11 protein-coding genes are annotated in these 20,417 nt (G+C 74.3%); 5 read left to right on the top strand and 6 right to left on the bottom strand.

All coding sequences use genetic code 11. The features are described from left to right. Positions 1 to 124 precede the first annotated feature (124 nt). A complete protein-coding gene (locus ACWGB8_RS25765) occupies positions 125 to 1,729 on the top strand; it encodes an outer membrane protein assembly factor BamB family protein (protein WP_452215968.1) in 1,605 nt (534 codons plus the stop codon). A gap of 298 nt (positions 1,730 to 2,027) precedes the next feature. Next, a complete protein-coding gene (locus tag ACWGB8_RS25760; protein ID WP_452215967.1) occupies positions 2,028 to 3,398 on the top strand; it encodes a carbohydrate-binding protein in 1,371 nt (456 codons plus the stop codon). Between the two features lie 263 nt (positions 3,399 to 3,661). Here ACWGB8_RS25760 and ACWGB8_RS25755 read toward each other — a convergent pair whose 3' ends face one another. From ACWGB8_RS25755 to ACWGB8_RS25730, 6 genes are all read right to left on the bottom strand, one after another. After that, the gene (locus ACWGB8_RS25755; RefSeq protein WP_452215966.1) at positions 3,662 to 4,597 is read right to left on the bottom strand and encodes an ROK family protein; all 936 of its coding nucleotides are present in this window, start codon (positions 4,595 to 4,597) and stop codon (positions 3,662 to 3,664) included. 197 nt (positions 4,598 to 4,794) lie between these two features. Next, positions 4,795 to 7,836, bottom strand: coding sequence for an alpha-mannosidase (locus ACWGB8_RS25750; RefSeq protein WP_452215965.1), 3,042 nt, complete (start codon positions 7,834 to 7,836; stop codon positions 4,795 to 4,797). A gap of 78 nt (positions 7,837 to 7,914) precedes the next feature. Then, complete coding sequence (locus ACWGB8_RS25745) at positions 7,915 to 9,261, bottom strand: glycoside hydrolase 5 family protein (protein WP_452215964.1); 1,347 nt, start codon at positions 9,259 to 9,261, stop codon at positions 7,915 to 7,917. 62 nt (positions 9,262 to 9,323) lie between these two features. Further along, on the bottom strand, positions 9,324 to 10,175 hold the full coding sequence (locus ACWGB8_RS25740; RefSeq protein WP_452215963.1) for a carbohydrate ABC transporter permease: 852 nt from the start codon (positions 10,173 to 10,175) through the stop codon (positions 9,324 to 9,326). A gap of 4 nt (positions 10,176 to 10,179) precedes the next feature. After that, entirely contained in the window at positions 10,180 to 11,052 is an 873-nt protein-coding gene (locus ACWGB8_RS25735) for a carbohydrate ABC transporter permease (protein WP_452215962.1), read from the bottom strand. 18 nt (positions 11,053 to 11,070) lie between these two features. Continuing rightward, entirely contained in the window at positions 11,071 to 12,357 is a 1,287-nt protein-coding gene (locus ACWGB8_RS25730; RefSeq protein ID WP_452215961.1) for an ABC transporter substrate-binding protein, read from the bottom strand. A gap of 136 nt (positions 12,358 to 12,493) precedes the next feature. Here ACWGB8_RS25730 and ACWGB8_RS25725 point away from each other — a divergent pair, with 136 nt between their 5' ends. The 3 genes from ACWGB8_RS25725 (at position 12,494) to ACWGB8_RS25715 (ending at position 20,415) form a co-directional block, all read left to right on the top strand. Next, the gene (locus ACWGB8_RS25725; RefSeq protein ID WP_452215960.1) at positions 12,494 to 13,522 is read left to right on the top strand and encodes a LacI family DNA-binding transcriptional regulator; all 1,029 of its coding nucleotides are present in this window, start codon (positions 12,494 to 12,496) and stop codon (positions 13,520 to 13,522) included. A gap of 163 nt (positions 13,523 to 13,685) precedes the next feature. After that, entirely contained in the window at positions 13,686 to 16,118 is a 2,433-nt protein-coding gene (locus ACWGB8_RS25720) for an endo-beta-N-acetylglucosaminidase (RefSeq protein WP_452215959.1), read from the top strand. A 97-nt stretch (positions 16,119 to 16,215) separates the two neighbouring features. After that, the gene (locus tag ACWGB8_RS25715; RefSeq protein WP_452215958.1) at positions 16,216 to 20,415 is read left to right on the top strand and encodes a glycoside hydrolase family 38 N-terminal domain-containing protein; all 4,200 of its coding nucleotides are present in this window, start codon (positions 16,216 to 16,218) and stop codon (positions 20,413 to 20,415) included. Positions 20,416 to 20,417 lie beyond the last annotated feature (2 nt).

Here is a 20,417-nt window from a genome sequence, read left to right as displayed (position 1 = left end):
CCGGGCCAGCGGGTGTCCCGGGCCGGGGGGGCGGTGCTCGGGCGCCGTCCGGCGGCCGGACCGGCCGTAGGCCGACTGGACCACTTCACTGGTGGGCGCCCGGACGCGGCCGAACCATGTCGGCATGAGTGGATCAGAACACCGCAGCCGGCCGCACAGACGCGCCGCCGCCCTCCTCGCCGGCCTCGCCCTGCTCGCCCCCGCGGCCGGCGCCGCCCGGGCCGACACCACGACGATCTCCGTCACCACCGAACGCACCGGCTGGGACCGGGACGAACCCCTGCTCTCCCCGGCCGAGGTCGGCCGATCCGACTTCGGCATCCGCTTCACCACCCCGCTCAACGGCCAGGTCTTCGCCCAACCCCTGGTCATCGGGTCGACCGTGGTCGTCGCCACCGAGACCAACCACGTCTACGGCATCGACGCGCGGACCGGCGCCGTGAAGTGGCACCGCGAGATGGGCCCCGCCTGGGCCTCCGCCGCCATCGGCTGCTCCGACCCCGGCCCCAACGTCGGCACCACCTCCACCCCCGTGTACGACGCGTCCACCGGCACCGTCTACCTCACCAGCAAGGTCGACGACGGCCCCGACGACAAGCACCCGCACCACTACGTCCACGCCGTCGACGCGCAGACCGGCGCCGAACGCAGCGGCTGGCCGGTCACCGTCCAGGGTGATCCCGTCAACGCCCCCGGCAAGCCCTTCAACGCCTACCGCTCCCTCCAGCGCCCCGGACTGCTGCTGCTCGACGGCGCGATCTACTTCGGCTTCGGCTCGCTCTGCGGCATCGGCGACTACATCGGCACCCTCGCCGGACTCGACCTCAAGACCCGCAAGCTCACCCTGTGGTCCACCGTCGCGAACTCCGACACCCAGCGGGCCAGCATCTGGATGGCCGGCAGCGGCCTCGTCTCCGACGGCCCCGGCCGGATCATCCTCACCACCGCCAACGGCCAGGGCGCCGGCGCCTCACCCGCCCGCGGGCCGGGCAACAAACCGCCCGGCGGGCTCGGTGAATCCGTCATCCGGTTCGCCGTCAACGGCGACGGCACCTTCACGCCCAAGGACTTCTTCAGCCCCGCCAACAACGCCACCCTCGACCAGCGGGACACCGACCTCGGCTCCGGCGGCCCGGTCGCCCTGCCGTCCTCGATCTTCGGCACGCCCTCCCACCCGCGGCTGCTCGTCCAGGTCGGCAAGGACGGCCGGATCTTCCTGCTCGACCGCGACGACCTCGGCGGCATGGGGCAGGGCCCCGGCGGCACCGACAAGGTCGTCGGTATGACCGGCCCGTACGGCGGCGTCTGGGGCCACCCCGGGGTCTGGGGCGGCGACGGCGGCTACGTCTACACCGTCGAGAACTACGGCAAGCTGCGCGCCCTCAAGTACTCCGTGAACGGCGCCGGCGACCCGGTCCTCACCAGCGCGGGCACCAGCGCCGAGGACTACCTGAAGATGTCCGGCTCGCCCGTCGTCACCTCCGACGGCACCCGCTCCGGCTCCGCCCTGGTCTGGGTGATCTGGACCGGCACCGGCAAGTACGGCGAGGGCGGCGAACTGCGCGCCTACGACGCCGTCCCGGTCGACGGCACGCTCAAGCTGCGGCGCTCCTTCCCGATCGGCACGGTCAGCAAGTTCTCCGTCCCCGCCACCGACAAGGGCCGCATCTACATCGGCACCAAGGACCACCGCCTGGTCGCCCTCGGCCGCCCGGCCGCGTTCGCCTAGGACCCAGGGAAGTACAGGACACGCCCGGCCCGGTACGACAGGGGGGCCGGTCCGCACCGCCGCGCGGACCGGCCCTCCTGCCGCACCGGCGTCGGGCGCGGTGCACCGGGCTCAAGTGGCCAGCATGGCGGGGGAGTCGGGGGCGCGGACAGCGGCCGGGTACTCGGGCGGGGGTGAGTACGGGTACTCAGGGCGGGTCATAACGCCGTGGTAGGGGGAAGTTGGCATCTGGTGCGGGGGGCGGGGGGTCCTTACGGTTTCGGCAACCCCCACACCGAAATCCGAGGAGACCTCCCCCATGCTCCGACGTCACGCCCGTGCGGCGTGTACCGCCCTGGCGGCAGCCGGGCTGTTGTTGACGACAGTTCAGGGAGCGGGCGCGGCTGCCGCGCCCGCCGCGGACCGGGCCGACACCCCCACGTCGGCCGCCGCGACCCTCGCCGTCGACGCCACCGTGCCCGAGGTGCTCGCCGCGATGCAGCGCGACCTCGGCCTGACGGCCGGGCAGGCCAGGGCGCGGCTGGTGAACGAGGCCGAGGCCGGTGCCCGGGCGGCCGGCCTGCAGCAGCGGCTGGCGGGCTTCGCCGGCGCCTGGGTCGACGGCGCCGACTCCGGCACCCTGACCGTGGCCACCACCCGGGCCGGTGAGGCCGCGGCGATCCGTGCGGCCGGTGCGCGGGCCGCGGTCGTCCCGCACGCGCTGTCCGCGCTGGACACCGCCAAGGCGGCGCTGGACCGCGCGGCCGCCGCGAGCCCGCCGACCGGCTCGCCCGTCTGGTACGTCGACGTGCGCACCAACGCGCTGACCGTGGAGGCCACTTCAGCGGCCGCAGCGGAACGCCTGGCGGCCGCGGCCGGGGTCGACCGGGCCCTGGTGAAGGTCGTCACGGTGACCGAGGCCCCGCGCCCGCTCCACGACATCCGCGGCGGCGACGCGTACTACATGAACGGCAGCGGGCGCTGCTCGGTGGGCTTCGCCGTCACCCGCGGCACCACGCAGGGCTTCGCCACGGCCGGGCACTGCGGGCGGCCGGGCACCACGACCACCGGCTTCAACCAGGTGGCGCAGGGCTCCTTCCAGGCCTCGCAGTTCCCCGGCAGCGACATGGCCTGGGTGGCGACCAACGCCAACTGGACGGCCACCCCGTACGTGAAGGGCTCCGGCGGCGCGAACGTCCAGGTGGCCGGGTCGGTGCTGCAGCCGGTCGGCTCCTCGGTCTGCCGTTCCGGCTCGACGACCGGCTGGCACTGCGGGACCGTCCAGCAGCACAACACCAGCGTCACCTACCAGGAGGGCACGGTCTCCGGGGTGACCCGGACGACGGTGTGCGCGGAGCCGGGCGACTCCGGCGGCTCGTACATCTCCGGCAGCCAGGCGCAGGGCGTCACCTCGGGCGGCAGCGGGACCTGCTCCAGCGGCGGGACGACGTACTTCCAGCCGCTGAACCCGATCCTGCAGGGCTACGGCCTGACCCTGAAGACCGGCGACGCGGGCCCCGGCCCCGGCCCCGGTCCGGGCCCGGGTGAGGGCACCTGGAAGGCCGGCACTGTCTACCAGGCCGGTGCCACCGTCACCTGGAACGGCGCCACCTACCGCTGCCTGCAGGGCCACCAGGCCCAGCCGGGCTGGGAGCCGTCGGCCGTGCCCGCGCTCTGGCAGCGGGTCTGAGTCCGGCCCCTCGAACGTGTGCCGCGGCTCCTGCGGGGTGGGGTCGCGCCACACCGCTGGATCCCCGGGGTTCGGGATGCCCCCGGGTGTCACAGGTGGGCGGGGAGGCGGACGATGCCGTGCGGACCGGCGTCCGCCTCCCCGCCCACCGCCGCGTCCGCCGGTACCGGCCCGGTGCCGGGTCGGTCGGCACCCGCCTGCTGGCACGTCCGTCGGCACCCGCCGGTTGCCGCGTCCGCCGCTGGGCCCCGGGGCGGGAGCCGTCAGACGCGCTCCACGGCGAGTGCGGCGGCGCCGACCAGGCCGGCGTCCGGCCCGAGCTCGGCGCGCCGGACGTCCAGTCCGCGGACGTAGGGCAGCGCGGCGTAGCGGTCGAGGTGCCGGGCCAGCGGGCCGAACAGCAGCTCGCCGGTCTGCGCGACGCCCCCGCCGACCACCACCCGCTGCAGGTCGACCAGCGCCGCCGTGGCGGCGATCCCGGCGGCCAGCGCCTGGGCGGCCCGGTCGAAGGAGGCCAGCGCGACCGGGTCGCCGGCCCGGGCGGAGTCGGCGACCGCCCGGGCGGAGCCGTCGGTGCCGCTCGGGCGCCAGCCGGCCGCCCGTGCGCGGCGGGCGATCGCGGTGCCGCTGGCGATGCCCTCCAGACAGCCGCGGGAGCCGCACGGACACGGCTCGCCGTCGAGGTCGACCGTGATGTGCCCGAGGTGGCCGGCGTTGCCGCTGGGGCCGGGCCGGACGGCGCCGTCCAGGACCAGTCCGGCGCCGACGCCGGTGGAGACGACCAGGCAGAGCGCGTTGTCCGCGCCCCGGGCGGCCCCGTGCCGGTGCTCCGCGGCGGCCATCGCCACCCCGTCGCCGCCGAGCACCACCGGCAGTGCCCCGGCGGACACGGCGGGGTGCGCGGCGACGGCGGCGACCAGCGGGAAGCGCCGCCAGCCGGGGATGTTGACCGGGCTGACCGTGCCCTCGGCGGCGTCCACCGGTCCGGCGCTGCCGACGCCCACCGCGGTGACCTGCGCCCAGCGCGGGTCGGCGGCGAGGTGGTCGAGCACCCGGTGCACGGTGGCGAGGACGGCCTCGGCGGGCTCCCGGGCGGGCGTGTCCAGCTGGTGGCGCCGGTGCAGCGCGCCGGCCCCGTCGACGAGCGCACCGGCGATCTTGGTGCCGCCGATGTCGAGGGCGGCGGTCAGGACGGTCACGGGTTCTCCGTACGTTGGCGGGCGGTCCCGCCGGACGGTGCCGGGGGCGCCGTCCGGGGTGGTGGCGGCTGCCCCGGGGATCCTGCCGAACCGGGCCGCCGTCCACAAGGCGCACCCGCGAGCCGCGGCGTCCGGTGCGGCCCGGGCCCGGGCCCACCCGCCGGGGTCCGGGCCGGGCCGTCGCCGTCGGGCCGCGGTCAGGCCGCCCGCAGCCGCAGGGTGACCAGCTCGAACGGCCGCAGCTCCAGCTCGACCGCGCCGTCCTGCGCCAGGGCCACCCGGCCGCGGGTGCCGTCCCACGGCCGCTCCAGCAGGTCGCAGGGCACCGCCCCGGCGACCGGGAACGACACGGCGAGCCGGCCCGCGGCCCGGCCGCCGTGCGCCTCGTACACCCGGACCACCAGATCGCCGCTGCCGTCGTCCGCCAGCTTGACGGCGCTGACCACGATCGCGTCGTGGTCCGACGCGACCAGCGGCTCGACCGCCTCGGCGCTGCCGGTGACCCGGCGCTCCGGCAGGTTGATCAGGTGGCCCTCGCGGACCGCGTCGCCGATCCCGGCGCCGGGCACCAGCGCATGCCGGAACCGGTGCAGCCCCTGGTCGGTCTGCGGGTCGGGGAAGCGCGGGGCGCGCAGCAGCGAGAACCGGACGGTCGTGGTGGTGCCGCCGTCGCAGTCCCGGACCGTCCGGGTCACGTCGTGCCCGTACGTGGACGCGGTGACCAGGGCGACGCCCCAGCCGGGTTCGGCGAGGTGGACGAAGCGGTGGTTGCACGCCTCGAACTTGGCCGCCTCCCAGCTGGTGTTGGTGTGGGTGGGACGGAACTGGTGCCCGAACTGGGTCTCGGCGGCGTACCGGTCGGTGTGCAGGTCCAGCGGGAAGGCCGCCTTCAGGAACTTCTCGGTCTCGTGCCAGTCGACCTCGGTGTCCAGGTCGAGCCGCCGGGCGCCCGCCCGCAGCGTCAGCGTCTGGACGACCGTGGAGGAGCCGAACGACCGGGCCACCCGCACCGCGACGGCCTCCCGGCCGTCGGCGACCAGCTCCACCGTGTCGGCGGCCGTCAGGTCGGTGACGGTGTTGCGGTAGAACTGGTCGACGTCCCAGGCGTCCCACATGTTGGGGAAGTCGGGGTGCAGTTGGAGCAGGTTGGCCCGGCCGCCCGGCGCCAGCGTCTCGCGCCCGTCGGCCAGGTGCAGCACCGAGACGACCAGCCCGTCGGCGTCCACCACGACCCGCAGCAGCCCGTTGTCCAGGACGAAGCCGCCGTCCCGCGGCTGCGCCGTGCAGCCGCCGTCGACCGCGGCCGGTGCGGCCGCCCCGCCCGCGGGGACCGCCGAACGGCCGTGCGGCGCCCCGTTGAAGACCAGCTCCCGCCCGCCCGACGGCGCCCCGGCCAGGGCGCGCTGGGCGGCCCCGATCAGCTCCTCCAGCTCCGCCGCGATCCGCCGGTAGGTGGCCTCGGCCTCCCGGTGCACCCAGGCGATCGAGGAGCCGGGCAGGATGTCGTGGAACTGGTGCAGCAGCACCGTCTTCCAGATCCGGTCCAGCTCCGCGTACGGGTACTCCGCGCCCGTGCGCAAGGTCGCGGTGGCGCACCAGAGTTCGGCCTCGCGGAGCAGGTTCTCGCTGCGCCGGTTGCCCTGCTTGGTGCGGGCCTGGCTGGTCAGGGTCGCCCGGTGCAGCTCCAGGTACAGCTCGCCCGTCCAGACCGGCGGGGAGGCGTACTCCGCCTCGGCCTTCGCGAAGAACGCGGCCGGCCGCTCCCACACCACGGTCGGCGAGCCCTCCAGGTTCCGCAGCCGGGCCGCCTTGCCGACCATCTCGCGGGTGGTGCCGCCGCCGCCGTCGCCCCAGCCGGTCGGCGCGATCGAGTGCCGGGCCGCTCCCTTGTCCTTGAAGTTGCGCTCGGCGTGGGCGAGTTCACGACCCTGCATCGAGCAGTTGTAGGTGTCCACCGGCGGGAAGTGGGTGAAGATCCGGGTGCCGTCGATGCCCTCCCACAGGAAGGTGTGGTGCGGGAACCTGTTGACCTGGCTCCACGAGATCTTCTGGGTCAGCAGCCACCGGGAGCCGGCGTTGCGGATGATCTGCGGCAGCCCGCCGGTGAAGCCGAAGGTGTCCGGCAGCCACGCCTCCTGGTTCTCGACCCCGAACTCCTCCAGGAAGAACCGCTTCCCGTGGACGAACTGGCGGGCCATCGCCTCCGCGGACGGCATGTTGGTGTCCGACTCCACCCACATCCCGCCGGCCGGGACGAACCGCCCCTCGGCGACCGCCTTCTTGACCCGCGCGTACACCTCGGGCCGGTGCTCCTTGATCCAGGCGTACTGCTGCGCCTGGGACATCGTGTAGACGAAGTCCGGCTCGTCCTCCAGCAGGGCGGTCATGTTGGCGGTGGTCCGGGCGACCTTGCGGACGGTCTCGCGCAGCGGCCAGAGCCACGCCGAGTCGATGTGGGCGTGGCCGACCGCGCTGATCCGGTGCGCGGACGGCACGGCGGGGGAGGAGAGCACCCCGGTCAGCTCCGAACGGGCCGCGGCGGCGGTGCCGTTGACGTCCTGGAGGTCGACCGCGTCCAGGGCCCGTTCGACGGCACGCAGGATCTCCCAGCGGCGGGTGCCGTCGACCGGCAGTTCGGCCATCAGCTCGCCGAGCACCTCCAGGTCGAGCACCAGCTCCCAGACGGTCTCGTCGAACACCGCGAGGTCCATCCGGGCCAGCCGGTACTGCGGCTTGTCGCCGGCGGTCTCCCGGTCGCCCAATTCGGTGGGCAGGAAGGGGTGGTAGTCCAGGATCACCGGGTTGGCGGCGGCCTCGACGTGCAGCAGCACCTGCTCCCCGCCCGCCGCGGGGGCGGCGATCCGCACCCACTGGTTGCGCGGGTTGAGCCCCTTCACCGGGCTGCCGTCCGGCCGGTAGACCAGGCCCTCGCACTGGAAGCCCGGCATGTTGGCGTCGAAGCCCAGGTCGATCAGCGCCTCGACGGTGCGACCGGCCCACGCCTCGGGCACCGTGCCGCTGACCGTCAGCCAACTGGTGCCCCAGGGCGCGCCCCAGGCGTCGCCGACCGCGATCGGCGTGCGCGGCGCGGCCAACCCCTCGGCCACCGGGACGGGTTCGTCCGGTGCCGTCCAGATGCCGACCTCCAGCGGGACGGACTCCGGATAGAGGGCGGGGAGGATCCGCTCCTCCAGGACGCGCTTGAGGCGGGCTTCGACCAGGGTGCGGTCATCGTGCATGGCGGCGGGCTCCGTTGCGTGACTGGTGCGGGGCTGAGGGGTGGCACGGGGTGGTACGCGGACGAAGGTCGGTCGGCGTCAGCGTACGTCGTCGCAGCGGACGACCTCGGTGATGCCGCGGGCGGCGAGGTGGGCCGGGTCGTCGGCCAGCTCGGCGAGCACCGCGGTCGGCCGGGCGCCGTCCCCGGCGAGGCGCATGAACGCCTCGAACACCGGGCCGCCGGGCGCGCAGACCGAGCGCTTGGGGGCGTCGACCTCCCCGCCGGTCTCCACCACCAGGGCGGTGGTGCGCGGCGGGGGCGGCGTCCAGCCCGCGCGCAGCCCGGCCGCGGCGGCGGCCAGCCGGGCGCCGGCCGGCTTGACCCGGCGGTCGTTGGTGAGCAGGCCGAGGCTGTACTCCAGCTCGGGGAAGTCCGCCAGCGAGCGGTCGACGTCGTGCGAGCACCACCAGGTGACGCCCCACAGGTCCGGGCAGTCCAGCACGGCCGCGACGGTCTCGGCGGTGAAGCGGGCGGCGTCCGCGGGGCCGATGTGCGGGGCCGGGGCGCCGACCTCCTGCAGCCACACCGGGCGGTGCGGGTCGGCGGCCCACGCCTTGGAGAGCTCAACGAGGTACGCGGCGTGCTGCGCGGTGGCGGTGGAGCGGGCGCCGTAGCGCTGGGCGGTGCCGTTGAACACCCACGAGTGCACGGCCGTCGCGGCGCCGATCCGGGCCGAGTGCCAGGGCGTGAACGGGTGGTCGTCCAGGTAGTGGGCGGCGTCGTAGGAGGCGTGCAGGTGGAGCCGGCCGGGGGCGCCCTCCTCGCAGGCGGCGAGCATCCGGCGCAGCCAGGCGGCGGCCCCGGCGGTGGTCACCCGGTCGGGGTCGGGGTGCGGGTCGCCGGAGAACTGGTTGACCTCGTTGCCGACCGTCATGCCCAGGAAGTTGGGCCGTCCGTGCAGCGCCCCGGCCAGGGTGCGCAGGTAGGCGCTCTGCCCGTCGAGGACCTCGGGGTCGGTGAAGAGGTTGCGGCGGTGCCAGGTGACCGTCCACGCGGGCCGGAAGTCGAAGCTGGAGAGGTGGCCCTGCAGGCCGTCCACCGCGACGTCGAGGCCGCGCTCGCCGGCCGCGTCCACCAGCCGGAGCAGCTGGTCGACGGCCTGCGGGCGGATCAGGGTGCGGTTGGGCTGGAACACCGGCCAGAGCGGGAAGACCCGCAGGTGGTCCAGGCCGAGGGCGGCGATCGAGTCGAGGTCGGCGCGGACGGCGTCGAGGTCGAAGTCCAGCCAGTGGTGGAACCAGCCCCGGCTGGGCGTGTAGTTGACGCCGAAGCGCGGCGCGGCCGCGGGTTCGGGGGCGGGCCCGCGGCCGGTCGTGCGGTCGGCGGCGTGGTCGGGCAGGTCGGCGGTTTGGTCGGTGCGGGCGGCAGGTCGGTCGGCGGTCATGCGCGGTGGCTTCCTCGGGGGTTCCTCGGAGGGGCGGATCGGGCCGGCGGTGCTGCTGTCCCCTATCCCTTGACGGCTCCCTCCTCGACGCCCTTGAAGAAGAAGCGCTGGCAGAGCGCGAACACCACGACGATCGGCAGGAAGGCGATCATCGTGCCGGCCGCGATCAGCCGCGGGTTGGAGGTGAACGTGCCGTTGAGGTACTGGAGTCCGACCGTGAGCGTGTACTTCTCCGGGTCGGTCAGCACGATCAGCGGCCAGAGGAAGTCGTCCCAGGCGCCGATGAAGGTGAAGATCACCACCACGCTGAGCATGCCCCGCACATTGGGCAGCCCCACGTGGATCAGCCGCTGCCAGACCGTGGCGCCGTCCACCAGCGCGGCCTGGTCCAGTTCCGGCGGGACCGCCGCGAAGGCCGTGCGCATCAGCAGCACGTTCAGCATGGCGATCGCGCCCGGCAGGGCGACCCCGGGCAGCGAGTCGGCCAGCCCCATGCTGCGCACGGTGACGTACTGGGAGACGATGGTGACCTCGCCGGGCAGCACCAGGGTGGCCAGGAACGCGCCGAACAGCAGGCGCACGCCGCGGAAGCGCAGCCGGGCGAGCGCGAAGCCGGCCAGGGTGGCGCCGAAGGCGTTGCCGAACACCGCGATCGCCGCGACGACCAGCGAGTTGGCGGCGTACGTCCAGACCGGGATGGTGTCGGCGACCCGGGCGTAGTTGTCCAGGGTCGGGTGTTCGGGCAGGAAGCTCGGGCTGCGGGTGTAGATGTCCTCGGTGGGGCCCTTGAGGGAGGTCGACAGCTGCCACAGGAACGGGCCGATGACCAGCAGCAGGACGGCGGCCAGCAGCAGGTAGCGCAGCGCGGTGCCGGCGGGGGAGGGGGTGTTGAAGCCCCGGGCGGGTCGGGTCACGGGGTCAGTCCCCCTTCCGGTTGAGGCGCAGCAGGAAGAGCAGCGGGCCGAGGGTGATGAAGAACAGCAGCAGGCTGAGCGCGGAGGCGTAGCCCAGGTGGCCGGTGAAGCCCCGGCTGTACATCTGGATCAGCATCACCACCGACATGTCGCGCCCGCCGGGGCCGCCGGTGCCGTCGGAGAGGATGTACAGCTCGGAGAAGATCCGCAGCGCCGACACCGAGATGAGGACGGAGACCAGCACCATGGTCGGCCGCACCCCGGGCAGGGTGACGTGCCAGAAGCGGCGGACGGCGCTCGCCCCGTCCACGGCGGCGGCCTCGTGCAGTTCACGGCCGACGTTGGCGAGCGCGGAGAGGTAGATGACCATGTAGTAGCCGAGGCCCTTCCAGGTGGTCAGGGCGATCGCGCTGAGCAGCAGCAGCCAGCGGTCGGTGAGGAAGGGCACCGGCCCGTCGGCGGCGCCGGTCTGCTGGAGCAGCCCGTTGACCAGGCCGCGGTCGTCGAGCACCCAGCCCCAGATCAGGGCGACGACGACGGCGGAGGCGATGACCGGGGTGTAGAAGGCGGTGCGGAAGAAGGTGATGCCGGGCAGTTTGCGCTCCACCAGCAGGGCGAGCAGCAGCGGCAGCACGGTCAGCAGCGGCAGGCAGATCAGCAGGTAGACGATGCTGTTGACCAGGGCGTCGGCCAACTGCTCGTCTTCCAGCGCCCGTTGGTAGTTGTCGAGACCGGTGAACCGCCCGCCGCCGAGCGGTTTGGCGTCGGTGAAGGACAGCACGACCGTGTTCAGGGTGGGCCAGAGGTTGAAGACCGCCAGCCAGACGATCGCGGGGGCGGCGAGCAGCCAGGGGGTGAACCAGCGCCGGTGGGTCATGCCGTTGCCTCCCTGGTGTCAGCCCTTGAGCAGCTGGTTGCAGCGGGCGACCGCGGTGTCCAGGGCTTCCTTGGAGCTCGCGCCGCCGCTGATGGCGAGGGCGATCTGCTGGTTGATGATGCTGCTCATCGCGTCGTCCACCTGGACGGGCTGGAGCATCCGCGCCTTGGCGAGCGAGGTGAACGCGATGACCTTGGCGTCGCCGGCGTTGGTGCCGTCGCTGCGGCTGAAGAAGGCGTCGTCGGCGGAGGCCCTGGTGGACGGGAAGACGCTGGTGAGGTGGGCGAACCGGGCCTGGTTCTCGGCGCTGGTCACCCAGCGGGCGAGGGCGACCGCGGCGGCCGGGTTCTTGGTGCCGCGGGGGACGGACAGGCCCTGGACGTACAGCGGCGGGGTGCCCATCGCGGCGGACGGCACGACCTTGGGCGCGAGGGTCGGGTTGTCGGTGGCGATGCCGCCGATGTGGTTGGCGCCGCCGGTGGTCCAGGCGGCGGTGCCGGAGGCGAACAGCTTGGAGTTCCCGGCGTACTTGTCGGTCAGGACGTCCTGCGGGAGCAGGCCCTCCTTGAAGGCGGCGCGGTAGGTGTCGAGCAGTGCGGCGGCCTCGGGGGTGTTGAAGGTGAAGGACTTGCCGTCCTCGGCCATGATCCGCACCCCGGCGTTGGCGAAGTCGCCGAGTCCGGGCTTGCGGCTCATCAGGTAGGTGGAGCCGCCGGACCTCTCCTTCATCACCCGGGCCTGGGCGATGAGTTCGTCCAGGGTGGTGGGGAGTTTCTTCGGATCCAGGCCGTACTTCGCCATCAGTTCCGAGTTCCAGTAGTTCACATCGGTGTTGAGGTACCACGGATAGCCGTAGGTGCCCTCGCGGCCGGCGAAGCGGTAGGCGTCGAGGCCGCCGGGGACGTATTCGGAGGCGAGTTTCGGGTCGGCCTTGGCGACGTCCAGCAGCAGGTCCTGCTTGGCGAGCGGCAGGGCGAAGTCCGGCGGCAGGTTGACCACGTCGGGGAGGGTGCCGGCGGCGGCCTGGCTGAGGACCTTGTCGGCGTAGCCGTCGCCCGGCTGGTCGAGCCATTCGACCTGCACGCCCGGGTACTTCTGCTGGAAGCCGGTGATGACGCCCTGCATGTAGTCGGTGAACTTGGGCTTCAGCGCCCAGGTCTGGATCGAGACCTTGCCCTTGACCTCGCCGGTGGCCGCCGCGCTCGCCGCACTGTCGCCGTTCGGGGTGTCGGAGCCGAGGCCGCAGCCGGTGAGCGCGGTGGCGGCGACCGCGGCGGTCGTCAGGGCTGCCCAGATTCTTCGCATGGCGGTGTCTCCCGGAGCGTCGGGTGGGTGGGGGATTGTGCCTGATTCCGGAACCTGTCCAACTAAACCGGTCTAGCTGTTCCAGGGACTATGCTCCCGCCTAAACTCGACTGTCAAGAGAGGGGAGTCGGAATCCGTGGGCAGACCGACCATCGCCGACATCGCCCGGGAGGCCGGGGTCTCCAAGGGCGCGGTCTCCTTCGCGCTGAACGGGCGGCCAGGCGTCAGCGAGGCCACCCGGGAGCGGATCCTGCGGATCGCCGAGGAGATGAACTGGCGCCCGCACAGCGCCGCCCGGGCCCTCGGCGGCGCCCGGGCCGACGCGGTCGGCCTGGTGATCGCCCGCCCCGCCCGGACCATCGGCGTCGAGCCCTTCTTCAGCCAACTGCTGTCCGGGCTGCAGGCGGTGCTCTCGGCCGGCTCGGTCGCGCTGCACCTGATGGTGGTCGAGGACACCGCCGCCGAGATCGGGGTCTACCGGCGGTGGGCCTCCGAGCACCGGGTGGACGCCTTCATCGTGGTCGACCTGCAGGTCCGCGACCCCCGCCCGGCCGTCCTGGCCGAGCTGGGCCTGCCCGTCGTGGTGCTCGGCGGCCCCGGCCGGGGCGCCGGGCCGATGCGGATCTGGGCGGACGACCGCGAGGCGATGCTCTCGATCGTCGACTACCTCGCCGCGATCGGCCACCGCCGGATCGCCCACCTGGCGGGCCTGCCGCACTTCCAGCACACCCAGCGCCGGATCCGCGCCCTGCGCGACGCCTCCCGCCGGCTCGGGCTGGAGGACGCGCTCTCGGTGCCCACCGACTTCAGCGACGCCGAGGGCGCCGCCGCCACCCGCACCCTGCTCTCCCGGCCCCGCCGGCCCACCGCGCTGATCTACGACAGCGACGTGATGGCGGTGGCCGGGCTAGGGGTGGCCGGGGAGATGGGGGTCCGGGTACCCGAGGAGCTGTCGATCGTCTCGTTCGACGACTCGGTGCTGGCCCGGATCGTGCACCCGCCGCTGACCGCACTGAGCCGCGACACCTTCGCGCTCGGCGAGCAGGTGGCGCGCAGCCTGCTCGCGGTGATCGACGGGGAGGCAGGCCGCGACCTGCAGATGCCCACCCCCAGGCTGACCGTCCGGGAGAGCACCTCGCCGCCCACCGTTGACAGCACTTCTTAAGCGGTTTAGCCTCGCTGGGCCGAAGGGGTCGGTCCCGGCGCGCCGCGCTCCGCCCCGGCAGCCCGCCCGCGCCGGCACCCCCGTACGTCCGCATGTACGCGCCGCCGCCCCGGGCCCTCCGGGGCGGGGCCCACCCCCTTCTCCGTTCGATCGGAGCCACCGCATGTCACGACACCTCGCGCTCCTGCTCTCCGCGGCCCTGGGCGCCGCCGTGCTGGGCGCCGCCCCCGCCGAGGCCCGGCCCGCCGCCCCGGCACCGGCCCCGGCAGCGACCGGCAACCAGCCGTACGCCTCCTACTGGTACCCCTCCACCATCGTGAACTGGGACCCGGCGACCGACCCGGACGCCCGCTTCAACCGCTCCCGCGTCCCGCTCCAGCCGCGCAGCAGCGACCCGGCGCTGAAGGCCAACCCCAACGCCCGCGCCGGCGAGGGCAAGGTCGCCTCGCTGGCCGCCTTCGGGCCGACCTCCGGCAACCCCTCGCAGGGCTCGCTCGACCCGAACTACTACGCCTTCGGCTACTGGCAGTACGTCGACACCCTGGTGTTCTGGGGCGGTTCGGCCGGCGAGGGCCTGATCCTCGCGCCCAACCCCACCGTGATCGACACCGCCCACCGCAACGGGGTCAAGGTCTACGGCACCGTCTTCTTCCCGCCCACCGCGTACGGCGGGCAGTTCCAGTGGGTGCGCGACTTCGTGCAGAAGTCCGGCAGCAGCTACCCCGTCGCCGACAAGCTCGCCCAGGTGGCCCAGTACTACGGCTTCGACGGGTGGTTCATCAACCAGGAGACCGCCGGCGGCGACGCCGCACTGGCCACCGAGGTGCGCAACCTGATGCGCTACACCAAGGCCAGGAGCGACACCGAGTTCATGTGGTACGACGCCATGACCGAAGCCGGGCCGGTCAGTTGGCAGAACGCCCTCACCGGCGCCAACGACGCCTTCCTCCAGGAGTCCGGCACGCGCACCTCCGACTCGATGTTCCTCAACTTCAACTGGTCCGCCTCCGGACTCAACTCCTCGCGCAGCCTGGCCCGTTCGCTCGGCCGCAGCGAGTACGAGCTGTTCACCGGCATCGACACCGAGGCCGGCGGCTACAACACCTCGGTCTCCTGGAACGGGCTCTTCCCACCCAACCAGCCGCACACCACCTCGCTCGGCATCTACCGGCCCGAGTGGACCTGGAAGTCCGCCACCGACCGCGCCGACTTCCACGCCAAGGACGCCCGCTACTGGGTCGGCGCCAACAACGACCCCTCCGACACCGCGACCGGCTCCGCCTGGAAGGGCCTGGCCCACTACATCGCCGAGTCCACCCCGGTCACCGCCAAGCCCTTCGTCACCAACTTCGCCACCGGCCAGGGCGACTTCCACAACGCGGCCGGCACCCGGGTCGCCACCGGCGGCTGGAACAACCTCTCCCTCCAGGACGTGCCGCCCACCTACCGCTGGCTGGTCTCCTCCACCGGGACGAAGCTCACCCCCTCGATCGACTTCACCGACGCCTACGAGGGCGGCTCCTCGTTGCGCCTCACCGGCCGGCTGGACAGCGCCAACACGGTGCGGCTGTACCAGACGAAGCTGCCGGTGGCCGCGGACACCCGGCTCTCCGTCGTCCTCAAGACCCCCGCCGCCGGGCCGACCGGCCTCAAGGCCGCGGTCTCCTTCACCGACGCCCCCACCACCTTCACCACCTTCGACCTCGGCGCCACCACCGGCACCGGCTGGGAGCGCCGCACCCTCGACCTGTCCGCCCACGCCGGGCGCACCATCGCCCAGATCGGCCTGCGCGCCGAGGGCAGCAACCCCGCGTACGACGTGAAGGTGGGCCAACTCGCCGTCTACGACGGGGCGGTGGACAGCGCCGCGGCCCCGGGCGGCCTCACCGTGCTCGGCGCCACCGACGTGTCGGCCACCCGCAAGTCGCTGCGGCTGTCCTGGACCGGCTCGGCGGGCGGCGGCGTCCACCACTACGAGCTGTACCGGCGCAACGCCGACGGCGGCCGCACCTTCCTCGGCGCCACCCCGAACGACGCGTACTTCGTTCCCGCCCTGGACCGCGAGGGCAGCGAGGGCAGCGCCACGATCGAGGTCGTGGCGGTCTCCGCCGAGTACGGCCGCTCGGCCGCCGCGACCGCCACCGTCCCCTGGACCGGCACCCCGCCGACCGGCGGCAACCTGGCGCTCAACCGGCCGGCCACCGCCTCCGGGCAGTGCAACGGATCCGAGGGCCCGGCCAAGGCCGTCAACGGCAGCGTCTCCGGCGGCAACGGCGACAAGTGGTGCACCCTGACCGGCGACAAGTGGCTGGAGGTGGACCTCGGTTCGGCCAGGGCGCTGTCGAAGTTCGTGGTCAAGCACGCCGCGTCCGGCGGCGAGAGCGGCAGCATGAACACCCGAGACTTCAGCATCCAGGTCCGCTCCGCGCCGGGCGACGCCTGGACCACCGTCGCCACCGCCACCGGCAACACCGCCGCCGCCACCACCCACCCGGTCACCGCCACCGCCCGGTACGTGCGCCTGGTGGTCACCCGGCCCACCCAGACCGGCGACCAGGCCGCGCGCATCTACGAGTTCGAGGCCTGGGCCGCGTAGGCCCTGTCCGTAGGCCCCGTCCGGCCCGCGCCGCCCCCGGCGCGTCCGAGCCGGGCCCGCGCAGTCCGGGCCCACATCGCCAGGAAGGACCCTCCCCGTGCCGGTCGCCATCACCTCCGTCGCCAGTACCGACCTGTTCGTCGGCCCCGAGGACGCCCCGCGCCAGCTGCTGCGGGTCGGAATCGAAGGGCCGGCCACCCGGATCACCGTCACCGGCCCGGGCGTGCACGGCACCGCGACCGGCACGGGGACCGTCGAGGTACCCCTGGAGACCACCGGACGGGCGGCCGGCGACCGGGTCGCCGTGACCGTCCGGGCCGGCGGCGCCGAGGCCGTCGCCGAACTGGAGATCGCCGAACCCGGCTGGACGATATACCTCGTCCCGCACTTCCACTACGACCCGGTCTGGTGGAACACCCAGGCCGCCTACACCTCGCCCTGGGAGCTGCTCTCCGGCGACGCCACCACCCGCCCGGCGTGGGAGCGCAACGGCACCGCCCTGGTCGACGCCCACCTCGACCACGCCCTCGCCGACCCCGACTACCGCTTCGTGCTCGCCGAGGTCGACTACCTCAAGCCGTACCTCGACCAGCACCCGGAGCGCCGGGCCACCCTGCGGCGGCTGCTCGCCGAGGGCCGGGTCGAGCTGGTCGGCGGCACCTACAACGAGCCCAGCACCAACCTCACCGGCGCCGAGGCCACCATCCGCAACCTGGTGTACGGCATCGGCTACCAGCGCGACGTCCTCGGCGGCGACCCGCAGACCGCCTGGCAGCTGGACGTCTTCGGCCACGACCCGCAGTTCCCCGGCTACCTGGCGGCCGCCGGCCTCACCGGCAGCGCCTGGGCGCGCGGCCCGTTCCACCAGTGGGGCCCGATCCAGAAGAACTTCCGCACGGCCGCGGACGACGCCCGGGTGATGCAGTTCCCCAGCGAGTTCGAATGGCTCGCCCCCTCCGGCGAGGGCGTCCTCACCCACTACATGCCGCACCACTACTCGGCCGGCTGGTGGATGGACTCCGCCCCCGACCTCGCCGCCGCCGAACAGGCCGTGTACGAGCTCTACCGCAAGCTCAAGCCGGTCGGCGCGACCAGGAACCTGCTGCTGCCGGTCGGCACCGACTACACCCCGCCCAACCGCTGGGTCACCGCCGTCCACCGCTCCTGGGCCGCCAGGTACCTGTGGCCGCGCTTCGTCTGCGGCACCCCGCGCGACTTCCTCACCGCCGTCCGCGCCGAACTCGCCGCCACCGGCCGCCGGCCCAGCCCGCAGAGCCGCGACATGAACCCGGTGTACACCGGCAAGGACGTCTCGTACATCGACACCAAGCAGGCCCAGCGCGCCGTGGAGACCGCCGTCGTCGACGCCGAGAAGCTGGCCACCCTCGCCGCCCTGCAGGGCTTCGGCAGCTACCCGCAGGCCGCCCTCGACAAGGTGTGGCGCCACCTCGTCTACGGCGCGCACCACGACGCGATCACCGGCTCCGAGTCCGACCAGGTCTACCTCGACCTGCTGGGCGGCTGGCGGGAGGCCCACGACCTCGCCACCGGCGTCCGCGACCGGGCCCTGGACGCCCTCGCCGCCCAGATCGACACCGGCGGCCGGAGCGCGGTGGTGGTCGCCAACACGCTCTCCTTCGACCGCTCCGGCCCGGTCGCCGTCCCGCTGCCGCCCGGCCTCGACGGCGCCGCGGTGCTGGACGAGGACGGGCGGGCCGTGCCCTGTGCCGTCGACCGCGGCACCCTGCACCTCCTCGCCGCGGACGTGCCCGCGCTCGGCTGGCGCACCTACCGCCTCGCCGACGGCCCGGCCACCCCGCTCTGGACGCCCGCCGCGGGCCTCACCGCGGCGAACGCCCGCTACCGGGTCACCGCCGACCCGGCCCGCGGCGGCGGCCTGTCCAGCGTCCACGACCTGCTGCTCGACCGGGAGCTGGTCCGGGCCGGCGAGGTCGGCAACGAACTGCGGGTCCACGCCGAGTACCCCCAGCACCCGGACTTCGGCGAGGGCCCCTGGCACCTCGTCCCCAGCGGCCCCGTCACCGGCTCCGCCGGGGTGCGCGCCGAGGTCCGCCGGGAGACCGGCCCGCTCGGCGAGCGCCTGGTCGCCACCGGCACCGTCGACGGCCTGCGCTACGAGCAGACCGTCACCCTGTGGGCCGGCGCCGACCGCGTCGACCTGCGCACCCGGGTCGTCGAACACCGCGGCGCCGACCGGCTGCTGCGCCTGCGCTTCCCCGCCGACCTGCCGGGCGCGCTGCCCGTCAGCGAGGTCGCCGGCGCCGTCGTCGGCCGCGGCTTCGCGCTGCCCGAGGTCGACAGCGCCGAGGCCCCCTGGACCCTCGACAACCCCGCCAACACCTGGTTCGCCCTCTCCTCCACCGCCCGCGCCGCGCTGACCGGTCCGGACGGCACCCCGCTCGGCGAGCGCGCCCTCGGCATCGCCGAGATCGTCGTCCCCGACCTGGCGGACGCCGCCGACGCCCGCCCCCTGGTGGTCGCCCTCGCCCGGGTCGGCGTCACCGCCACCACCTCCGCCGCCGACTGGGCCCGCCACGGCCGGCTCGACGTCGACTCCAACCTGCCGGACGTCAGGATCCTGCTCGGCGGCCCCGATGCCAACGGCGCCGTCCGGGAACTGCTCGACCGGGTGGGCGCCGAGTACGCGGCGGTGCTCAAGGCCCGCGGCGCGGTGTGGGTGCCCGCCGAGACCCCCCTCACCGAGGTGTGGCGGCCCGGCGCCGACGTGCGCGACCTGCGCGCCCTGCCCGCGCTGATCACCACCGACCCGGCCGCGCTCGCCGCGGACCTCGCCGACGCCCGGATCACCGCCGTCTGCCCGGGCCCGCTGCCGGCCGCCGAACGGCTCACCGACCGCACCGTCGGCCTGCTCACCTACGGACTGCCCGGCTTCGCCGTCGACCCGACCGGCGCGCTCCACCTGTCACTGCTGCGCTCCTGCACCGGCTGGCCGTCGGGCGTCTGGATCGACCCGCCCCGGCGCACCGCCCCCGACGGCAGCTCATTCCAACTCCAGCACTGGACACATGAGTTCGACTACGCGCTGGTCGGCGGCGCGGGCGACTGGCGGGCCCTGCGGCTGCCCTCGCGGGGCCAGGAGTTCAACCACCCGCTGCTCGCCCGCAGCACCGGCCCGCAGCGCGGCGAACTGCCCGCCCGCACCTCCTGGCTGCGGGTCGAACCCCAGCGCGAGGTCCTGCTCGCCGCCCTGAAGCCGACCGGCAACCCGATCGCCCACGGCTCCGCCCGGCCCCTCGACCCCGCCGAGGGTGTCACCCTGCGGCTCGTCGAGGCCACCGGACTCGGCCGGAGCGCCGCCGTCACCGGCCCGTTCGCCGGGCTGCGCCGCGCCGACCTGCTGGAACGCGCCACCGCGGGACCGGCGCAGCGGCTCGACCTCGCCGGCAGCGAGGTCGCCACCGTGCTGGCCGAGCCGCGCCCCGAGGTGTTCCCGGACGCCCGGCGCGGCGGCGCGGCGCTCGGCCCGACCGCCGAGCTCGCGCAGCCCGTCCACGCCCGCTACTGGCTTCACAACCGGGGCCCCGCCCCGCTCGGCTACCTGCCGCTCTCCGTCGGCGTCGCCCCCGGGCTGCTGCGCACCGCCGGAGAACCCGTCGAACTCTCCGTGGTGCTCGCCTCCCAGCTGCAGGACGCCGTCGTCGAGGGCACCGCGACCGTCCACGCGCCCGACGGCTGGCGGGCCGGGCCGAGCCGCCGGCCGTACCGGATCGAGGCCGGCGGGCACCTGCGGTTCCCGGTCCGGGTGACCCCGCCCGACGGCGCCGGGCCCGGCCTGCACTTCGTCGCCGTCCGGGTCGAGCACGACGGGCAGTGCGTCGAGGACGTCGCCACCGTGGCCGTCGGCGACCTGCCCGACCTGCTGCCCGCCCCCGGGGCGCCGGTCGAGGACTGGACCGCCGCCCAGGGCACCACCGCGGAGACCGGACGCGACACCGGCCTCACCGCGGAGGTCGACGGGACCGAACTGCGGCTCGCCCCCGGCGGACGGGCCGTACTCGGCGTCCGGCTCGCCAACCGGACCCGCGGCGAGGTCCGCGGCGAACTCCAACTGGTCTCCCCGTGGGGCAGTTGGGCCTTCGTCGCGGAACCGGTCCGCGGCTTCATCCTCCCCGCCGGCGCGGCCGGGACGGTCCGCTTCGAGATCGCCGTCCCGGCCGGCACCGACCCCGGCACCACCTGGGCGCTCGCCAAGGTGATGTGGTTCGGCCGCTGCCAGTACACCCGGGCCGTGGCCCTGGTGGTCGAGCGCCCGTAGAC

Source organism: Kitasatospora sp. NPDC054939 (assembly GCF_053610105.1).
The sequence above is the reverse complement of the archived record's forward strand: the minus strand, read 5'-3'. Positions and strand labels throughout refer to the sequence as shown.

Bases quoted from the DNA above. Each gene is read 5' to 3' on its own strand.
- ACWGB8_RS25765 (WP_452215968.1), top strand. From the start codon at position 125: ATGAGTGGATCAGAACACCGCAGCCGGCCGCACAGACGCGCCGCCGCC.
- ACWGB8_RS25760 (WP_452215967.1), top strand. From the start codon at position 2,028: ATGCTCCGACGTCACGCCCGTGCGGCGTGTACCGCCCTGGCGGCAGCC.
- ACWGB8_RS25750 (WP_452215965.1), bottom strand. From the start codon at position 7,836: ATGCACGATGACCGCACCCTGGTCGAAGCCCGCCTCAAGCGCGTCCTG.
- ACWGB8_RS25745 (WP_452215964.1), bottom strand. From the start codon at position 9,261: ATGACCGCCGACCGACCTGCCGCCCGCACCGACCAAACCGCCGACCTG.
- ACWGB8_RS25735 (WP_452215962.1), bottom strand. From the start codon at position 11,052: ATGACCCACCGGCGCTGGTTCACCCCCTGGCTGCTCGCCGCCCCCGCG.
- ACWGB8_RS25730 (WP_452215961.1), bottom strand. From the start codon at position 12,357: ATGCGAAGAATCTGGGCAGCCCTGACGACCGCCGCGGTCGCCGCCACC.
- ACWGB8_RS25720 (WP_452215959.1), top strand. From the start codon at position 13,686: ATGTCACGACACCTCGCGCTCCTGCTCTCCGCGGCCCTGGGCGCCGCC.